We start from the raw sequence: 846 nt of genomic DNA, 5'->3' as shown, positions 1-846 counted from the left end.
CTAGGTTCTGTACTCAAACCCCTTGCGAGTGACGAGGCGGAGTGATTCAAGGCTTCCCAAAAGGGAGGTCCTGATGGCCCGCTTTGATCTTTCAGACGCCGAGTGGACAATCATCTCTCCGCTGTTACCTGGGGCGGAAGGCAAGAAGAATGGCCGGCCGCGGCCGGATGATCGCAAGGTGCTCAACGGCATCTTCTTCGTCCTGCGTACGGGGACACCCTGGCGCGATCTGCCGGAGCGCTATGGCCCTTACACAACAGCCTACAACCGCTTCAATCGATGGGCCAAGAAGGGCATCTGGCTGCGGATATTCGAGGCCTTGGCGGCAAAGTCACCGCAGTCATTGCAGTTGATCGACTCCTCGATCATCCGCGCTCACCAGCACGCCGCCGGCGGTAAAAAGGGGGCCCGGATAACGCCATTGGCCGTTCTCGTGGAGGACTGAGCACCAAGATCAATGCCGTCGTCGATGAGGCTGGCATGCCGGTGCGTATTGCGCTGTCGCAAGGCCAGTCATCGGATAAGACCGTGGCGCCACCTCTCATCGAAGCGCTCGAACCCGGCCGCGATCTCGTCGCCGATCGCGGCTATGATGCCCGTGCTCTCATCGACCTGGTCGAAAGCCGTGGTGGGCGGGCTCATATCCCGACCTGCCGCGACCGCAAGGTCCAGCGCTCGGTCGATCCCGCCCTCTATCGCCAACGCAATTTGATCGAGCGCTTCTTCAACAAGTTGAAGCATTTCCGCCGTATCGCGACACGATATGACAAGACCGCCCGCAACTTCCTTGCCGCCGTCTTGCTTGCCTCAACGCGAATCTGGATGCGGTTTGAGTCCACGACCTAG

At 60.2% G+C, this 846-nt stretch carries 1 protein-coding gene; it reads left to right on the top strand.

The features are described from left to right. Window positions 1–73 precede the first annotated feature (73 nt). Window positions 74–846 (top strand): IS5 family transposase gene (locus H1B27_RS39620; protein WP_197969774.1). Its coding sequence is split into 2 segments (ribosomal slippage): window positions 74–404 and window positions 404–846, totalling 774 coding nucleotides; the frame shifts between segments, so codons are not numbered across the junction.

The sequence above is a fragment of the Bradyrhizobium diversitatis genome (assembly GCF_016031635.1).
GTDB classification, from domain to species: Bacteria; Pseudomonadota; Alphaproteobacteria; order Rhizobiales; family Xanthobacteraceae; genus Bradyrhizobium; species Bradyrhizobium diversitatis.
The sequence above is the reverse complement of the archived record's forward strand: the minus strand, read 5'-3'. Positions and strand labels throughout refer to the sequence as shown.